Genomic DNA, 15183 nt, shown 5'->3' on the forward strand with positions numbered 1-15183 from the left:
TATTCCTTGGAGTGCCTGATTCGGAGGCAAGCATGCGGCGTGCGTACCGCTGGCAGTCCGAGGACGGGATCGGACTGGAACACCTGAGCTTGCAACGCCGGGACGAGGTGATCGTCGCGGACGGCGTCGTCATCGGCGACTGCGGCGACGGCCCTTTCGGCTGCAGCTACCGGATCTGCTGCGACAGCCTGTGGCGAGTGCGCTCGGTCGAAGTACACGCGGCCGGCGGCGCATCCCTGGTGCTGACCAGCGACGGCGACGGGCATTGGCGCGACGGCGACGGCGCCGACCAGCCCTCGCTGTCCGGCTGCATCGACGTCGACATCGCCGCCACGCCCTTCACCAACACCCTCCCGGTGCGCCGCCTCGGCGCCGCTCTGCGCCAACGCAGCGCCATCACGGTCGTCTACATTCCCATTCCCTCGCTGGCGGCATGCCGCCTCGACCAGGCCTACACCCAGCTGCCGGACGGCCGCTACTTGTACGAAGGGCCGATCGGGTCCTTCCAGGCCGAACTCGAACTGGACCCGGACGGCCTGGTGCTGCGCTACCCCTCGCTGTTCACCCGGCTCGGCGCGTCCTGAGCGGAGCTGCGCAGGCTTTCCTGTAGCTTGCCCAGCAAACCTGCGAGCTGGCGCCGCTCGGCATCGTCGAGGCCGCTGAGTGCCTGGGCCGCCAGCGCCAACCCGGCCTCGTGCAATTCGGCATGCACGGCCGCGCCGCCGGCAGTGAGGTAGAGGCGCGTGCTGCGCCGGTCGGCGGCATCCGTGCGCGCGTCGACCAGGCCTTTTTCGCGCAGGCCCTGCACCAGGCGCGTCACCTGCGCCTTGTCGCGACCGGAACGCTGCACCAGGTCGCGCCCGGTGGCGCCGGGGTGGCGCGCGATATAGCCGAGCGCCTTGTTTTCCATGTGGGTCAGTTCGTGCGGCGTGGCGCGCAGCGAGCGGTATTGCTGCGCGCGGTACAAGTGCATGATCTCGTGGATCGATTCGAACACGTCGCCATCGCGCGCAGCTGTATCACGATGGTTGACATCGTCAACTAGATTTTCCATAATGGATGACATTATCAACTAAATTGGATCGACATGGAACAGCCACTCCGCCGGGGCGTACAGCGCGTCCGCCATGAACTGCACATCCGCGAGCTCGCCGTCGCCCGCATCGCGCCGCTTGGCGCATCCTTCCTGCGCATCACTTTCCGTGGAGACGCCCTGGCCCTGTTCGCCTCTGCTTCTTTCGACGACCACGTGAAGTTCATCTTCGACGGCCCGGACGGCGCGCAGGTCCGGCGCGACTTCACGCCGCTCGACTACGACGCCGACGCGCGCGAGCTGAGCCTGGAGTTCGCCCTGCATGAGCAAGGCGCGGCATCCGATTGGGCCCGCCGCGCCACGGTCGGCCAGCCGGCCATTATCGCAGGTCCGCGCGGCTCGATGATCATTCCCGAGGACTATGACTGGCATCTGCTGGCGGGTGACCGCAGCGCCCTGCCCGCCATCCGCCGCCGGCTGGCCGAGCTGCCGGCAGGCAGCCGCGTGTTCGCCGTGATCGCCGCGGACGGCGACGATCGCCTTCCTCTGCCGTCAGAGGCGCAAGTGGAGGCGGCCTGGGTCGACAGCGACGCAGAACTGGTCGACGCGCTGTCTGCGCTCGCCCTGCCTGCGGGTGAAGGATTTGCCTGGTACGCGGGCGAAGCCGCGACCGCCAAGCGGGTGCGCGCCCTGCTCCTCGAGGAAAAAAGCTTGCCGAAAGATGCGATGCGCGTCTCGGCTTACTGGAAACAGGGGGTGGCCGATCACCACGAGAACCTCGAGTGAGCCTGGCCCGGCTCGGTGGCTGAGCTCTGTCCGAAGGTCCGGCGCCAATCTCTTGGGCTCACCTGGAAACGCTTCTTGAAATGCTGGCGGAGCGACACCGCTGTCTGGAAGCCGGCCGACTCAGCAATTCTCTCGACCGGCAGCGACGTCGTTTCCAGCAGCTCGCGGGTGTGCTGCAAGCGTTCGTTGACCAGCCAGTCGACCAGGGTCATTCCCGTCGCCTTGTAAAAGTGGCGGGTAAATGTCCGGCGGCTCATCGCCGCCCTTGCCGCCAGGGCATCGATGCTGTGCTGCTGGCCGAGATTTTCCCGCAAGTAGTCGAGCAGCCGGTTGACCTGGGCATCCTGGGTCGATTGGGCCATCGGTTGTTCGATGAACTGCGCCTGGCCGCCTTCGCGATGCGGCGGGATGACCATCGTTCGCGCCAGCTTGTTGGCGATCCTGGGCCCATGGACGGCACGCACGATATACAGGCAACAGTCGAGACCGGCACCAGTCCCTGCCGACGTGATCAGCTTGTCCTCGTCCACATAGAGCGCATTCATGTCGAGCTTCACGCGCGGGAACCGGACGCTGAAATCCTTCTCGGCCATCCAGTGCGTCGACGCCCGTTTGCCGTCGAGCAGCCCCGCATAGGCGAGTACGTAGGCACCGTAGCACAGGCCGACCACGTGGGCGCCTCTCGCATGGGCACGCCTCAGCGCCGCCACCAGGTCGGCACCTGGACGGGCGTCCAGGTCGTGCCATCCCGGCACGATCAGAATGTCGGCCGTCTCCGTCAGCTCCAGGCCGCCGTCCGGATGGACCGTCATTGCACGCTCCGCAGTCAGGGGCTGGGCACCCGGTGAAACGATCTTCAGGTCGAACAAGCGGCCTTCAGGCAACACGGTGTCGAATACCAGGTAAGGCACGGAAAAGTGGAAGGGGCTGAAACTCGGGTAGAGAATCAGGGCGACGACGGGAAGTTTCGTGGTCATGGATGAGGAAATGCGGGTGGTGGCCCGAAAGTGTCGTTAATTGGCATGCGGGTCAATGTTACTGCTTCCTTCCTGCGCCCACAATGCTGCATCCAATATCACTTTAGGAGCAGCAAGATGCAACATTCGACAGTCGCGACCCTCATTCTTTCCCTCGCCGTCGGCGCAGCGGCCCAGGCGGCCACCCCGGGTGCGAGCACGCAGCCGGTGCAGATTCAGCAAATCCGCAACGCCACGGCGAAGATCAACTATGGCGGGAAGACCTTCCTGCTCGACCCCTTCCTGGCTAAGAAAGGCCGTTATCCGGGCTTCGAAGGCACCTTCAACAGCAGCCTGCGCAACCCGCTGGTCGAACTCCCGATGCCGGTGAAGACCATCATGAACGGGGTCGATGCAGTCATCGTCAGCCATACCCACCTCGACCATTGGGACGGCGGCGACCACCAGCACATCCCGAAGGCGATTCCCCTGTTCGTCCAGGATGAAAAGGATGCCAAACTGATTCGCGACCAGGGTTTTACCAATGTCCGGATCCTCGGTGAGCAGACCGTGTTCGAGGGCGTGCAATTGAGCAAGACGGGCGGACAACACGGTACGGATGAGATGTACGCGAAGAAGCCCCTTGCGGAAGCCTTGGGCAAGGCGATGGGTATCGTCTTCCAGGCACCGGGCGCGAAAACCGTCTACGTCATGGGGGACACGCTCTGGCGGACCGGCGTCGACCAGGCGCTGGCAAAGTTCAAGCCCGACCTCATCCTCATGAACGCCGGCGACGCGCGCATGATCGGCTACGCCGGCTCGATCATCATGGGCAAGGACGATGTCCTGCGCGCCTACCAGCAGATGCCGAACGCGACCATCATTGCGACGCATATGGATGCGATCAACCACATGACCCTGAGCCGCAAGGAGTTAAAAGAGCATGTCAGGCAACATGGTATCCAAGACCGGGTACGCATTCCGGCCGATGGCGAAGTCCTGAAGTTCTGAACGATGGCGAATGACTTAAGGCCTTGATCTGGCTATAATTTCGGCCTTCGCATCAAGGAATCCGCCATGTCACTGCTCGACCACCAGCTTGAACTGCTGTCGCCCGCCAAAACCGCCGAGATCGGCCGCGAGGCCATCCTCCACGGCGCCGACGCGGTGTACATCGGGGGCCCGGCCTTCGGCGCGCGCCACAATGCCAGCAACCCGCTGGAAGACATCGCAGGCCTGGTGGAGTTCGCCCACCGCTATCGGGCGCGCATCTTCGTGACCATGAACACGATCATGCACGACAGCGAGCTCGATCTGGCGCGCAAGCAGATCTGGCAGCTGTACGAGGCCGGCGTCGACGCCCTGATCATCCAGGACATGGGCCTGCTCGAGATGGACCTGCCGCCGATCCAGCTGCATGCCAGCACCCAGTGCGACATCCGCGGCGTGGAAAAGGCGAAGTTCCTGGGCGATGCCGGCTTCTCGCAGCTGGTGCTGGCGCGCGAACTCACCGTCGAGCAGATCAGGAAGATCAAAAGCGAAGTGGACACCCCGCTCGAGTACTTCGTGCACGGCGCGCTGTGCGTGGCGTTCTCGGGCCAGTGCTATATCTCGCACGCCGACACCGGCCGCAGCGCCAACCGCGGCGACTGCTCGCAGGCCTGCCGCCTGCCCTACACCCTGAGCGACGGCCAGGGCCGCGTAGTGGCCTACGAAAAACACCTGCTGTCGATGAAGGACAACGACCAGAGCGCCAACCTGGAAGCGCTGGTCGACGCCGGCATCCGTTCGTTCAAGATCGAAGGCCGCTACAAGGACATGGGCTACGTGAAGAACATCACGGCCCATTACCGCCTGCTGCTCGACGAGCTGCTCGAGCGCCGCCCGGAATACACCCGCGCCTCGAGCGGATCCACCCGCGTGCTGTTCACCCCGGACGTGGACAAGAACTTCCACCGCGGGCACACCGATTACTTCGCCCTCGGCCGCCAGGAAGACATCGGCGCCTTCGATTCGCCCAAGTACATCGGCGTCGAACTGGGCACCGTCACGCGCATCGGGCCGGACTTCATCGAGCTCGCCACCAATGCGCCGATGGCCAACGGCGACGGCCTGAACTACATGAACAAGCGCACCACGGTCGGCATCCAGGCCAACAAGGCCGAAAAACTGGGTGAGGACGAGGATGTCCAGCGCTGGCGCGTGTTCCCCAACGAGATGGTCAAGAGCCTGGAAGGCCTGAAGCTGGGCACCATCATCCACCGCAACCGCGACCACCAGTGGGAGTCGGCGCTGAGCAAGAAGTCGTCCGAGCGCAAGGTCCGCGTCGACCTGGCCCTGTCCGAAGTGCCGGGCGGCCTGCGCCTGACGCTGCGCGACGAGGACGGTATCGAAACCGTCACCGAGGCCGCGATCGCCCTGCAGCCGGCCCAGCAGGCAGCCCAGGCCGACAGCGCCCTGCGCACCAGCATCGCCAAGCTCGGCAACACGATGTTCGAGGCCGGATCCAGCGAGCTGCAACTGTCGCAGCCATGGTTCGTGCCGTCCGCCGCCATCAATGCGCTGCGCCGCGACGCCGTCGCCGCGCACGAGGCGGCGCGCCTGGCGAGCTGGGAACGTCCGGAACGCAAGGCGCCGGTGGAACCGCCGGCCATCTACCCGGACCCGCAGCTGAGCTACCTGGCCAACGTCTACAACGAAAAGGCGCGCGCCTTCTATCACAAGCACGGCGTACAGCTGATCGATGCGGCCTACGAGTCGCATGAAGAACCGGGTGAAGTCTCGCTGATGATCACCAAGCACTGCCTGCGCTTCTCCTTCAACCTGTGCCCGAAACAGGCCAAGGGCGTGCAGGGCGTGCAGGGCCAGGTCAAGGCCGAGCCGATGACCCTGGTGAGCGGCAACGAGCGCTACACCCTGCGTTTCGACTGCAAGCCCTGCGAGATGCACGTGGTCGGCGCGATGAAGGAAAACATCCTCAAGCAACCGCCGCCTTCGGCCGTGCCTTACAGCCCGCTGGTCTTCCACAAACAGCGCCCGCGTGCCTGAGTCCTGATCAAGGCATAAAAAAACGCCGCCCGGTTGCCCGAGGCGGCGTTTTTGTTGGTGCGGCAGCGTATCAGTCGACGGTCGCGCCGCTCTGCTTCACGACTTTCGACCAGCGCTCGTGCTCGGCCTGGACGAACTTGCTGAAGTTCTCAGGCGTGTCGCCCACGTAGTCGGAGCCGGTGTCGGCCAGCACTTTCTGGAACTCCGGACCCTTCATGACCTTCTGCGCTTCGGCATTGATCTTGGCGAGCACCGGCTTCGGGGTGCCGGCCGGCGCGAAGAAGCCGTACCAGGCGTAGGACTCGATCTGCGGCAGGCCGGCTTCGGCGAAGGTCGGCACGTCCGGCAGCAGCGGCGAGCGCTTGGCGCTCGAGATCGCGATCGGCTTGACCTTGCCGGCCTTAATGTGCGGCATGATCGCGATGGTGCTGTCGAACATCAGCGGGATGTGGCCGCCCACCAGGTCGGTGATCGCGGGCGCCGAACCCTTGTAGGGCACGTGGGTCATCTCCAGCTTGGTGACGCTGGCGAACAGTTCGCTGGTCAGGTGCTGGGGCGTGCCGTTGCCCGAGGAGCCATAGGAGAACTGGCCCTTCTTCGACTGAATGTGCGCCATCAGCTCCTTCAGGTTCTTGGCCGGCACCGAGGGGTGGGTCACCAGGACCAGCGGCACCCGCAGCAGGTTGGTGACCGGCGCCAGGTCCTTCAGGGGGTCGAAGCTCATTTTCTTGTACAGGCTCGGGTTGATCACGATCGGTGCGCTCGAGGTGATCAGGAGGGTCTGGCCGTCCGGCTTGGCGCGGGTCACGGCAGCGGTGCCGATGTTGCCGCCGCCGCCGGCGCGGTTGTCGATGACGAAGGTCTGGCCCAGCGACTGGGTCAGGCCCTTGGCCAGCGGACGCGCCGCGATGTCCGACGGACCGCCCGGCGGCCACGGTACCACCACCGTCACCGTCGAGCCCGGCCAGTTTTGCGCCATCGCGCTGAAGGAAATTGCCGATGCGGCCACTGCACACGCAAGCTTGATTCCGGTCCCGAAGAATAATCGCATAGTCTCCATCCTTTGTTAGTGAATTGCCATTGAGCCGACAGTTTATCCTATTCAGCGCTTGACAACACGGCTAGAAGACTACGTGGAACTACGTACCGATCTGAGTAATCGAAGTGTGTTCCCTGCGTTCAATTTCCCCTTTTACAACATCGTCGTCAATTTTCGCAAAGGAAACGTGGATTTATTAACAGAAATGAATTACTCTGTAGGATCACTCCTACTTTTCATCCGACATGGACCGCAGCTATCCCTACAGCCGCCGCTTGCTATCACGTGCCCGCCTGCACAAGCGCATGGCCGCCGTGCTCGGCGCGGGCCTGGCCGGCATGGCCGTGCTGTTTACGCTGGAGTGGGACGCCGATCCGATTTCCGCACACACGCAGCTGCCCCTGCTGGCCGTCGCCGATGCCGCCCCGGCCGGTGAACCGGGCCAAGCCGGAGTACGCCGCGTCTATCCTTATTCAGTCGTGCCGGGCGGTGTCTCCGGCCAGGCCGAACTTGCGCGCGTCGTCCGCATCGACCGGGTGGTTGCAGCCCACTACGCGAGCTTCAATGTCGACAAGGCGCGCGCCGTGGTGGTCGACAAGCCGCGCGCCGTCCACGTCTCTTACCGCAAGGGCGACAAGGTTTACTGGACCGCGCACAAAGTCATGCTGGCGCCGGGCGAGACCCTGCTGAGCGATGGCCGCAATGAAATGCGCGCGCGCTGCGCCAACCGCATTTCCGACTTGCCCCAGTACCCCGTGGAAGACCATGCGCCCACCATGGAAGTGCTCGACGAGGCTGTCGAACTCGGCGCCGGTGAAGGCGAACAATATGCGCTGGGACCGGACGGCCTGTTGGTCTCCATGCCCGGCAACGACGCCAATCCGCGTCATATGGGCCAGCGTACACCGGGCGCCACGCCGTCCCGCCGCACCTACGCGTCGAGCGCCACCGATGGGGGCCTCCTCCCGACCATGAGCCTGTCGGGCTCGTCGAGAAGCGCACGCAGCGAGCCGCGGCCGGCGGCTTCTTCGGACACGGTGATCGCTTCGGATCCCGCACCGCTTACCGGATCGGTCAGCGCCGACGCTTCGGCCGGCGCTACGGCGCCATCCTCCGGCATCACCACGCCCGCGTCGCAAGCGGGCGGCGAAGTTCCCGCGACGACGCCACAGCCCGAAACGGGCATGCCGCCCCTCCCCGGCATCGAGCTGCCGCCTGTACTCCTGCCAGTTCCAGACGAGCAGCCGGGCGGGCCGCAGTCCGGTGGCGGCGCCTCGGGCGAACCTGGGCAGCAAGCTTTGCTGCCGCCCGGCAGCGGGCCGCTGTTCCCCGAGCGCGATACCGTCACCGAAGCCTTCATTCCCACGCCGGACATGGGTCCGACGCGGCCACCGACCGACATCGAACAGCCTGCGCCACCCGCCGACGTCCTCGAGCCGGGCAGCATCTGGCTGGGTGGCGCGGCGCTCGCCGCGATGCTCGGGCTGCGGCGCCGGCACCGGCCAGCCGTCCTCAGGCCGGAATCTTCAGTCCCGCCGCCACCGCCGGCCGCGCCCTGAAGGCCTCGACCGCGGCCATCACACGCGGGAAGTCCTGGATCCCCACCAGTTCGCCGGCATCGTAGAAGCCGACCAGGTTGTTCACCCAGGGGAAGATCGCGATATCGGCGATCGTGTACTCCTCGCCCGCCACCCACTGGTGTTTCGCCAGCTGGCCTTCGAGCACGCCGAGCAGGCGCTTCGATTCGTTCACATAGCGGTCGCGCGGGCGCTTGTCCTCATAGTCGCGGCCGGCGAATTTATGGAAGAAGCCGAGCTGGCCGAACATCGGGCCGATGCCGCCCATCTGGAACATCAGCCACTGGATCACGCCGTAGCGCTGCGCCGGGTCGGCCGGCAGGAAGCGGCCGCTCTTCTCGGCCAGGTAGATCAGGATGGCGCCGGATTCGAACAGGGGCAGCGGCCTGCCGCCGGGGCCATCCGGGTCGATGATGGCCGGGATCTTGTTGTTCGGGTTGAGCGAGAGGAAGGCCGGCGACATCTGGTCATTGGTCTCGAAGCTGACCTTGTGCGGCTCGTAAGGCAGGCCGGTTTCTTCGAGCATGATCGATGCCTTCACGCCGTTCGGCGTGGGCAGCGAATACAGCTGGATGCAGTCGGGGTGCTGCGCGGGCCACCTGGCGGTGATGTCGAAAGCGCTGAGATCGTTCATGGCAGGTCCACGAGAGTTGCGGGACTGCCAACAATAGCAAACTTCCCATGTCCCTGCCGGGGATGGCCCGCTTTTGCCCCTCAGCCGAACAGCTTGGCGGCCGTGCGCGCGATCAGCTCGCCCTGGTGGCGGGCGCCGCCCAGTTCGAGCTCGCTCGGCTGGCGCTCCCCCTTGCCGCCGGCGATGGTCGAGGCGCCGTAGGGGCTGCCGCCGACGATCTCGTCAAGCGTCATCTGCCCGGCATAGCTGTACGGCAGGCCGGAGACGAGCATCCCGAAGTGCAGCAGGTTGGTGATGATCGAGAACAGGGTGGTCTCCTGCCCGCCGTGCTGGGTGGCGGTCGAGGTGAAGGCGCCGCCGACCTTGCCGTGGAGCGCCCCGCGCGCCCACAGGCCGCCGGTCTGGTCGAGGAAGGCTGCCATCTGGCCCGGCATGCGGCCATAGCGGGTCGGCGCGCCGATGATGATGGCGTCGTAGTCCGGCAGTTCGTTGACGGTGGCGATCGGCGCGTCCTGCTGCAGCTTGAAGTGGGCGTTGCGCGCGATTTCTTCCGGCACGGTTTCGGGCACCCGTTTGACGTCCACCGTCGCGCCGGCCGCGCGTGCGCCTTCGGCGACCGCTTGCGCCATCGTCTCGATGTGGCCATACGTCGAGTAATACAGAACCAGGACTTTCGCCATGCCTTCCTCCCTGTCGTGTTTGGTAAAACACCATTGTGCTACCAACGGGAGTTGGGCGGCACGCGCCAGGCGTGCCGTCGGTCAGATCCAGTAGATGAAGGCGGCGAGCCCGATCACCAGTGCCACGCGGGTGATGTTATAGGCCGTCTTGTTCCAGGCCTTGAAGCGGCGGCGGTACTGGCCCATGGTGAAGGAGATGCGGAACAGCTTGCTGACCAGGCCGACCTGGTCGCCGGTCTCGTTGGGCGACGCCGCCGCGGTCATCACGGTGCGGCCGAACCAGCGGTTGAAGGCGCCCATCCAGCGGTAGCGCATCGGGCGCTCGACGTCGCAGAACAGGATCACGCGGTCGCTCTCGCTGCCGTTGATGGCCCAGTGGATGAAGGTTTCGTCGAACACCACGCCCTGGCCGTCGCGCCAGCTGTGGCGTTCGCCGTCGACTTCGATGAAGCAGCGGTCGTCGTTCGGCGTGGCCAGGCCCAGGTGGTAGCGCATCGAGCCGGCGAAGGGATCGCGGTGCGGATTCAGCTTGCCGCCCGGCGGCAGCTCGGCGAACATCGCGGCCTTCACCGAAGGGATCGACTGCAGCAGTGCATAGGTCTGGGGGCACAGGCGCTCGGCCGAAGGATGGCTGGCGTCATACCACTTCAGGTAGAAGCGCTTCCAGCCGTTCTTGAAGAAGGAGTTGAAACCGGCGTCGTCGTTCTGCTCGGCAGCCTTGATCTTCTTGAGGGCCAGCAGGTTCTCGGCCTCGGCGCGGATGATGGGCCAGTTTTCCTGCAGGCGCGCCAGCTCCGGGAATTCGCTCACCGGGATGTAGGGCGTGCTCGGCACCCGCGAGAACTTGTGCATGAAGATGTTAATCGGCGCCATGAACGACGAGTGGTCGAACAGCTGGCGTCGGAAAGGCAGGCGCACACGGCCGCGGAAGTGGATGTGCAGGATCGACAGGAAATAAAAACCGACCACTACCCATTTCATTGCGACCTCCGTCCGTGCTGGCTACTTGACAAGGGACGCAGGATACCACAACGGCCACGCGGCCGTCCGGAGCCGGGTCGTAATACTGGGAAACTATGTTGCGCCAGCAACTCCTTGGCGGAGCGCCGGCGCCCTTACCGGTAGCGGGCCCGGTTAGCGGCCCGACATTGGAAACTCAGTGCTGCACCGAGGTGATCGCATATCCCTTTTCGCTGATCTGTCCGGCCACGTTGGCGAGGTCGTAGTCCTGGAGCTGGTCGGCGTCGTCGTCGACTTCGATGGCGCGAGCCTCGATTTCCCAGTCGGTATTGGTGGCTTCTTCAGGGATGTTGCGTGCTTCCGGCACTGCCAGGTAGGACAGCTTGCCGTCGGTATCTGGTCTACGGTAAATATCCAGGCGCATAGTCGTTTCCTCAAGTCAAAGCCCGCTTTCCCGATGAAAGCGGGCAGTTCCACAGTAGAAGATCGAAACGCTGTCGTCTGTTAATTGGACCACACTCAGCCGGACACAATCAGCGGCCAGGCGACGCCCCGAGGATGCGCGCCGGCAGCATGACGATGGCGCGCAGCAACTCGAATACCGCCTCGACGCCGATGCCGAGCAGCCGGAACGGCAGCAGGAGCAGCCATACCAGCGGGTAGAGCAGCAGGGCCAGCAGGGCAATGGGCCAGCACAGGAACAGCAGCAGCAACCATAGCAGGAAACCTAACATTGTTCTCGCTCCTTAGGATTTGACGGTGCAGGAGAACTGTAGGCGAGCGTGGCGGAAGCGACAATCCGTCTGCGACAGACGGCGCAAAAGGTGGGGTGGATGGAGGAAAATGCTGCCTGGATGGGCCGGCTCCGAGAACCGGCCCCGTGAGTCAGGCGAAGGCCGCCACCGGCTCCGCTACGCGCTGGTTCACCACCTGCGCCCGCAGCGAGGCCTGCAGCGAGGGAATCGAGCCGCCGGCCCGGTACTGGAAGGCCACGTGCACCAGGTCGCCTGCCTGCACCTTGACCGGCTGGGCCAGCGGCAAGGTCATGTAGTGGTTGAGCCAGTCGATCGTGTTCGACTCTTCCTGCACGATGGCCAGCACGTTCTTGGTGATGAAGCGCATCGCATTCAGCGTGCCGCTCTTCTCCACCACGATCCCGCCTTCCCAGGCGAACACATTGTCGACCGGCTGGCTGAAGTCGATCAGGCTGTACACGGCCGGCTGCGCCAGCTCGACGGTGCCCGGGTAGACCACGCCGGTCTCCTGGAACTGCACGATCGGCGCGTGGAAGCCTTCGAAGTCGTATTCCTGCTCGATCGGCTGGGCCGCCATGATCACGGCTTCCGGCAGGAAGACCGGCAGCGGACCGCCGAACTTGGCCAGGTAGCGGCGCTTGAAGGACTCGATCACCTCGACCTGCTTCTCGCGCAGCATGGCGACGTGGATCATCTCGCAGATGACGATGTCCACCGGCTCCGGCGGCAGGTAGTCGAAGGCGTCCGCATGGATCACCTCGACCTTGTGGCCGTTCGGGTTCAGGGCCAGGAACTTGCGCGCCTCGCGCACCATGTCCGGGTTGAATTCGACGCAGTAGACCTTGGCCGCTTTCTGGGCGGCGAAGAAGGACAGGACGCCCGTGCCGCCGCCCAGTTCCAGCACTTTTGCGCCCGGACGGACCGCGTAATGGATGGCGGACTTGAAGCTGTGCATCCGGTTCTGGTCCATCAGCATATTGTGATGGTAGTGGACTGGAATGAACTGCCCCAGGTAGCAGCTTTCGATTTCGCGTTCGTTCAACATGGTTGGCCCCGTCTTTCCTTCATGGTCGTTGTAGCGTGAAGGCATTATGGCCAAGGATGCATTGCGGCCATGCGCGGAGCTGCGGGGTGTTTACCGTCCAGTTCCGGACGGGCATGTTAAAACGTCAGCGCTGGTAGCGGGAAATGGTGGCCGCGATGTCGGTCTGACCGGCACGCTCGGCGATCTGGGCCGCGGTGAGGCCCTCGGTATTCTTCAGCCTCGGGTTGGCACCCTCTTCCAGCAGCAGGCGCACCAGGCCCGGCTGGCCCTCGCGCGCCGCCATCATCAGGGGCGTGTAGGCGCCGCTGTCACGCGGCGACACCGCATCCAGCTTCGCCTTGCGCGCGATCAGCAAGCGGGCGATGTCTTCGCTGCCGCCGGCAGCGGCATAGTGCAGTGCCGTCCAGCCGGGCCGGTTCACCTTCGCGCCCTTGGCCAGCAGGGCGTCGGCGGCGCGCCGGTTGTTCTTGAAGGCCGCCATCATCAGGGCGGTATTGCCGTTCATGGCCTTCGCTTCCAGATTGGTACCGGGATGGACCAGCAGCGCGTCGAACACCCGCATCGATCCCTCGCGCACGGCCAGCACCAGGGCCGGCTCACCGCCGACCGGGTTGATCTCGTTGGGGTTGACTTCCTTCCCGACCATTTCCTTCACGGCGGAGACGTTGTCGACCTGGACCGCACGGAAGAACTCGGCAACCTGGGCGGGCGTCGCGGCGGCAGCCAGGCCGGTGTGCAGGAGCGCTGCCAGCAGGCAGCTGCGGAGGATGGTGCTCATGTCAGGCCTTTGCGGTATTGAACAGCTTGAAGAAATTCTCGCTGGTCTGGGCCGCGACTTCGGGCAGCGAGACGCCCTTCAGGTTGGCGATGAACTCGCCCACGTGGGCCACGTAGCCCGGCTCGTTCATCCTGCCGCGGAAGGGCACCGGCGCCAGGTAGGGCGAATCGGTTTCGATCAGCATGCGCTCGAGCGGCACGGCTTTCGCGACTTCCTGCAGCTCCTTGGCGCTCTTGAAGGTGACGATGCCGGAGAAGGAAATGTAGAAGCCCTGCTCCATCGCCGCCTGGGCGACTTCCAGCGATTCGGTGAAGCAGTGCATGACGCCCGCGACGCCACCCGCCTCCGTGCCGGCGCCCTCTTCCTTCATGATGCGGATGGTGTCGGCGCTGGCGGCGCGGGTATGGATGATCAGCGGCTTGCGGGTCTCGCGCGAGGCCCGGATATGGGTGCGGAAACGCTCGCGCTGCCATTCGAGGTCGCCCTCGAGGCGGTAATAGTCGAGGCCGGTTTCGCCGATGGCGACGATTTTCGGGTGATTGGCCAGTTCGACCAGTTGCTGGACGCTGGGTTCGGGGGTGTCTTCATAGTCGGGGTGGACACCGACCGAGGCGAAGATGTGCGGATGCTGTTCGGCCAGGGCCAGGACTTGGGGGAAGTCGGGCAGGTCGACGGAGACGCACAGCGCGTGCGTCACCTTGTTCTCGGCCATCTTGGCCAGGATCTCGGGCATCCGGGCCGCCAGCTCCGGGAAATTGATGTGGCAGTGGGAATCGATAAACATGCCGGTATTGTAACCGGAGGGGCGGGAATGAGCCGCAGACCTGCCTTGCACCACCACCCGTGGAACCGTCGCTCCGGCGAAGGCCGGAGCCTAAGTTCGCGTGCCCGGCCACGAGCGCATGCGGTCTCAATGCACATGGGAATTGGGTCCCGGCCTTCGCCGGGACGACGGCGCAAGGGCTAACGGATGAAGTAGTTACGCGACCCGCTTGCCCAGGATGATCAGGTCGCGCTCGATCCCATCAAGGTTCGCCACCCGCGGGAAATGCGCCCACTTCTCGAAACCATACTTGCCGAACAGCGCCAGGCTCGGCGCATTGTGGCCAAAGATGAAGCCCAGCAGCGTGTGCACCTGCACGTTCGGCGCGAACGCGATCGCCAGTTCCAGGCAGTAACGCCCGATACCCTTGCCGCGCGCCTTCTCGGCGATGTAGATCGACACCTCAGCCGTGCCCGAATAAGCCGGACGGCCATAGAAGTTCGAGTAGGACAGCCAGCCGAGCACTTCCGGCTGCGCGCTGCTGTCGTCCGCATCGTGGATCACCCACAGCGGCCGTCGCTCCGGAGTATGGTCCGCAAACCATTGTTCGCGCGACGCGACCGTGATGGGTTCGGTATCGGCGGTGACTTCGCGCGAGGCGACGGTGGAGTTGTAGATGTCGACGATGAGGGGCAGATCGTCGCGCGTGGCCAGGCGATGGTCGTAAGACGGCATAGTAAGAAAAACTGAACTAAAGGGTATGGGTGGCGCGTGCCGAGCGCAGGGCCGCGCCAAGGATCTCTTCGATCCTCAGCCTGGCGCGCTGGCCGGCTTCGTCGGCCGGGAAATGCACCCCGATGCCTTGCGCCTTGCTGTTGTTGGCGCCCGCCGGGGTGATCCAGGCCACCTTGCCGGCGATCGGGTATTTGTTGGGGTCGTCCATCAGCGACAGGATCAGGTAGATCTCGTCGCCGATCTTGTAGGGCTTGGTCGTCGGCACGAACATGCCGCCGTTCTTCAGGAAAGGCATGTAGGCCGCATACAGCGCGGCCTTTTCCTTGATCGCCAGCGACAGTACGGACGGCCGCGGCTGCTGCGGGACGTTCGGGTCGAGGGTGGTGGCGTTCAT

Annotated in this window: 18 protein-coding genes; 5 read left to right on the forward strand and 13 right to left on the reverse strand. The window is 64.8% G+C overall.

Annotated features, from left to right (window positions below; genetic code table 11):
• Positions 1-32 precede the first annotated feature (32 nt).
• Positions 33-584, forward strand: a complete 552-nt coding sequence (locus ACSQ25_RS12720; protein WP_436106054.1) for a putative glycolipid-binding domain-containing protein — start codon at positions 33-35, stop codon at positions 582-584.
• On the opposite strand, the gene ACSQ25_RS12725 is transcribed toward ACSQ25_RS12720, so the two are convergent.
• A complete protein-coding gene (locus ACSQ25_RS12725) occupies positions 548-1054 on the reverse strand; it encodes a MarR family winged helix-turn-helix transcriptional regulator (RefSeq protein ID WP_436106055.1) in 507 nt (168 codons plus the stop codon). The genes ACSQ25_RS12720 and ACSQ25_RS12725 overlap by 37 nt on opposite strands.
• A gap of 33 nt (positions 1055-1087) precedes the next feature.
• On the opposite strand from ACSQ25_RS12725, the gene ACSQ25_RS12730 reads away from it, so the two are divergent.
• Positions 1088-1819: a siderophore-interacting protein gene (locus ACSQ25_RS12730; protein WP_436106056.1), complete on the forward strand. Its 732-nt coding sequence runs from the start codon at positions 1088-1090 to the stop codon at positions 1817-1819.
• On the opposite strand, the gene ACSQ25_RS12735 is transcribed toward ACSQ25_RS12730, so the two are convergent.
• Positions 1798-2796: a GlxA family transcriptional regulator gene (locus ACSQ25_RS12735; RefSeq protein WP_436106057.1), complete on the reverse strand. Its 999-nt coding sequence runs from the start codon at positions 2794-2796 to the stop codon at positions 1798-1800. The genes ACSQ25_RS12730 and ACSQ25_RS12735 overlap by 22 nt on opposite strands.
• A 117-nt stretch (positions 2797-2913) precedes the next feature.
• Here ACSQ25_RS12735 and ACSQ25_RS12740 point away from each other — a divergent pair, with 117 nt between their 5' ends.
• Both ACSQ25_RS12740 and ACSQ25_RS12745 read left to right on the forward strand, forming a co-directional pair.
• Positions 2914-3786, forward strand: coding sequence for an MBL fold metallo-hydrolase (locus tag ACSQ25_RS12740; protein ID WP_436106058.1), 873 nt, complete (start codon positions 2914-2916; stop codon positions 3784-3786).
• A gap of 66 nt (positions 3787-3852) precedes the next feature.
• Positions 3853-5823: a peptidase U32 family protein gene (locus tag ACSQ25_RS12745; protein ID WP_436106059.1), complete on the forward strand. Its 1971-nt coding sequence runs from the start codon at positions 3853-3855 to the stop codon at positions 5821-5823.
• 70 nt (positions 5824-5893) lie between these two features.
• Here the strand turns inward: ACSQ25_RS12745 and ACSQ25_RS12750 are convergent, their stop codons facing one another.
• Complete coding sequence (locus ACSQ25_RS12750) at positions 5894-6874, reverse strand: Bug family tripartite tricarboxylate transporter substrate binding protein (RefSeq protein ID WP_436106060.1); 981 nt, start codon at positions 6872-6874, stop codon at positions 5894-5896.
• Positions 6875-7107: 233 nt separating this feature from the next.
• Here ACSQ25_RS12750 and ACSQ25_RS12755 point away from each other — a divergent pair, with 233 nt between their 5' ends.
• Positions 7108-8421, forward strand: a complete 1314-nt coding sequence (locus ACSQ25_RS12755) for a hypothetical protein (RefSeq protein ID WP_436106061.1) — start codon at positions 7108-7110, stop codon at positions 8419-8421.
• On the opposite strand, the gene ACSQ25_RS12760 is transcribed toward ACSQ25_RS12755, so the two are convergent.
• The 10 genes from ACSQ25_RS12760 to ACSQ25_RS12805 form a co-directional block, all read right to left on the reverse strand.
• Positions 8375-9073 (reverse strand): glutathione binding-like protein, encoded by a 699-nt coding sequence (locus tag ACSQ25_RS12760; protein ID WP_436106062.1) that lies wholly within the window; start codon positions 9071-9073, stop codon positions 8375-8377. The two genes, ACSQ25_RS12755 and ACSQ25_RS12760, sit on opposite strands and share 47 nt — an antisense overlap.
• 80 nt (positions 9074-9153) lie before the next feature.
• Complete coding sequence (wrbA, locus tag ACSQ25_RS12765; protein ID WP_436106063.1) at positions 9154-9753, reverse strand: NAD(P)H:quinone oxidoreductase; 600 nt, start codon at positions 9751-9753, stop codon at positions 9154-9156.
• Positions 9754-9834: 81 nt separating this feature from the next.
• Entirely contained in the window at positions 9835-10734 is a 900-nt protein-coding gene (gene lpxO / locus ACSQ25_RS12770) for a lipid A hydroxylase LpxO (RefSeq protein WP_436106064.1), read from the reverse strand.
• Positions 10735-10909: 175 nt separating this feature from the next.
• Positions 10910-11137: a DUF6139 family protein gene (locus tag ACSQ25_RS12775; protein WP_436106065.1), complete on the reverse strand. Its 228-nt coding sequence runs from the start codon at positions 11135-11137 to the stop codon at positions 10910-10912.
• A gap of 109 nt (positions 11138-11246) precedes the next feature.
• Positions 11247-11447: a hypothetical protein gene (locus ACSQ25_RS12780; RefSeq protein ID WP_436106066.1), complete on the reverse strand. Its 201-nt coding sequence runs from the start codon at positions 11445-11447 to the stop codon at positions 11247-11249.
• 151 nt (positions 11448-11598) lie between these two features.
• Positions 11599-12513: a methyltransferase domain-containing protein gene (locus ACSQ25_RS12785; protein WP_436106067.1), complete on the reverse strand. Its 915-nt coding sequence runs from the start codon at positions 12511-12513 to the stop codon at positions 11599-11601.
• Positions 12514-12637: 124 nt separating this feature from the next.
• Positions 12638-13291, reverse strand: coding sequence for an ankyrin repeat domain-containing protein (locus ACSQ25_RS12790; RefSeq protein WP_436106068.1), 654 nt, complete (start codon positions 13289-13291; stop codon positions 12638-12640).
• 1 nt (position 13292) lies between these two features.
• Positions 13293-14075: a TatD family hydrolase gene (locus tag ACSQ25_RS12795; protein WP_436106069.1), complete on the reverse strand. Its 783-nt coding sequence runs from the start codon at positions 14073-14075 to the stop codon at positions 13293-13295.
• 195 nt (positions 14076-14270) lie between these two features.
• Positions 14271-14789, reverse strand: coding sequence for an N-acetyltransferase family protein (locus ACSQ25_RS12800; protein ID WP_436106070.1), 519 nt, complete (start codon positions 14787-14789; stop codon positions 14271-14273).
• Between the two features lie 16 nt (positions 14790-14805).
• Positions 14806-15183, reverse strand: a complete 378-nt coding sequence (locus tag ACSQ25_RS12805; protein WP_436106071.1) for a PilZ domain-containing protein — start codon at positions 15181-15183, stop codon at positions 14806-14808.

Source organism: Massilia sp. LjRoot122, from assembly GCF_964252725.1.
Classification (GTDB): domain Bacteria; phylum Pseudomonadota; class Gammaproteobacteria; order Burkholderiales; family Burkholderiaceae_D; genus Telluria.

Bases quoted from the DNA above. Each gene is read 5' to 3' on its own strand.
- ACSQ25_RS12735 (WP_436106057.1), bottom strand. From the start codon at position 2,796: ATGACCACGAAACTTCCCGTCGTCGCCCTGATTCTCTACCCGAGTTTC.
- ACSQ25_RS12780 (WP_436106066.1), bottom strand. From the start codon at position 11,447: ATGTTAGGTTTCCTGCTATGGTTGCTGCTGCTGTTCCTGTGCTGGCCC.
- ACSQ25_RS12775 (WP_436106065.1), bottom strand. From the start codon at position 11,137: ATGCGCCTGGATATTTACCGTAGACCAGATACCGACGGCAAGCTGTCC.
- ACSQ25_RS12800 (WP_436106070.1), bottom strand. From the start codon at position 14,789: ATGCCGTCTTACGACCATCGCCTGGCCACGCGCGACGATCTGCCCCTC.
- ACSQ25_RS12745 (WP_436106059.1), top strand. From the start codon at position 3,853: ATGTCACTGCTCGACCACCAGCTTGAACTGCTGTCGCCCGCCAAAACC.
- ACSQ25_RS12795 (WP_436106069.1), bottom strand. From the start codon at position 14,075: ATGTTTATCGATTCCCACTGCCACATCAATTTCCCGGAGCTGGCGGCC.
- wrbA (WP_436106063.1), bottom strand. From the start codon at position 9,753: ATGGCGAAAGTCCTGGTTCTGTATTACTCGACGTATGGCCACATCGAG.
- ACSQ25_RS12790 (WP_436106068.1), bottom strand. From the start codon at position 13,291: ATGAGCACCATCCTCCGCAGCTGCCTGCTGGCAGCGCTCCTGCACACC.
- ACSQ25_RS12720 (WP_436106054.1), top strand. From the start codon at position 33: ATGCGGCGTGCGTACCGCTGGCAGTCCGAGGACGGGATCGGACTGGAA.
- ACSQ25_RS12750 (WP_436106060.1), bottom strand. From the start codon at position 6,874: ATGCGATTATTCTTCGGGACCGGAATCAAGCTTGCGTGTGCAGTGGCC.
- ACSQ25_RS12785 (WP_436106067.1), bottom strand. From the start codon at position 12,513: ATGTTGAACGAACGCGAAATCGAAAGCTGCTACCTGGGGCAGTTCATT.
- ACSQ25_RS12740 (WP_436106058.1), top strand. From the start codon at position 2,914: ATGCAACATTCGACAGTCGCGACCCTCATTCTTTCCCTCGCCGTCGGC.
- lpxO (WP_436106064.1), bottom strand. From the start codon at position 10,734: ATGAAATGGGTAGTGGTCGGTTTTTATTTCCTGTCGATCCTGCACATC.
- ACSQ25_RS12730 (WP_436106056.1), top strand. From the start codon at position 1,088: ATGGAACAGCCACTCCGCCGGGGCGTACAGCGCGTCCGCCATGAACTG.
- ACSQ25_RS12760 (WP_436106062.1), bottom strand. From the start codon at position 9,073: ATGAACGATCTCAGCGCTTTCGACATCACCGCCAGGTGGCCCGCGCAG.
- ACSQ25_RS12805 (WP_436106071.1), bottom strand. From the start codon at position 15,183: ATGAACGCCACCACCCTCGACCCGAACGTCCCGCAGCAGCCGCGGCCG.
- ACSQ25_RS12755 (WP_436106061.1), top strand. From the start codon at position 7,108: ATGGACCGCAGCTATCCCTACAGCCGCCGCTTGCTATCACGTGCCCGC.
- ACSQ25_RS12725 (WP_436106055.1), bottom strand. From the start codon at position 1,054: ATGGAAAATCTAGTTGACGATGTCAACCATCGTGATACAGCTGCGCGC.